This window comes from Burkholderia sp. GbtcB21, assembly GCF_019091065.1.
GTDB classification, from domain to species: domain Bacteria; phylum Pseudomonadota; class Gammaproteobacteria; order Burkholderiales; family Burkholderiaceae; genus Burkholderia; species Burkholderia pyrrocinia_C.
The window spans coordinates 1-493 of the sequence record NZ_JAGXKA010000103.1; the positions used below are offsets into that span (position 1 = coordinate 1).

Consider the following 493-nt stretch of genomic DNA (forward strand, 5'->3'; position numbering starts at 1 on the left):
AAGTTCGATCGACTCCTGAGACTGATTGCCGATAGAGATTGGCTGAGTGAAGCGGCTCGCATTACGCTGGCATCCAGTGGGGCTCGCACGCCGGGCGTGGACGGAGTCGACAGACGCATGCTGGAAGCAAATCTCCAGCATGAATTGGCGACGATACGCGAAGAGCTGTTGGCGGGCTCGTATAGTCCGCTGCCTGCACGACGCGTGTATATACCGAAAGCGAACGGCAAGCTCAGGCCGCTTGGCATTCCGAGCCTGCGGGATCGGATCGTGCAACGGGCCATGCTGATGGCGATGGAGCCGATATGGGAGAGCGGTTTCCATCCGGTTTCATTTGGCTTCAGGCCTGCCCGTAGTGTGCATCACGCGATTCGCACGGTGAAGCTTCAGTTGCAGGATGGTGGCGAACAAAGTGCCGCTGGACGCTGGGTCATCGAGGGCGACCTCGCCAGCTACTTCGACACCGTTCATCATCGCTTGCTTCTGAAGGGAA

At 58.8% G+C, this 493-nt stretch carries 1 protein-coding gene; it reads left to right on the plus strand.

Features of this window, described 5'->3' with window-relative positions:
- Positions 1-493 (plus strand): reverse transcriptase domain-containing protein (locus KVT39_RS36515; RefSeq protein WP_254640796.1); only part of this gene is annotated, 493 nt, incomplete at both ends.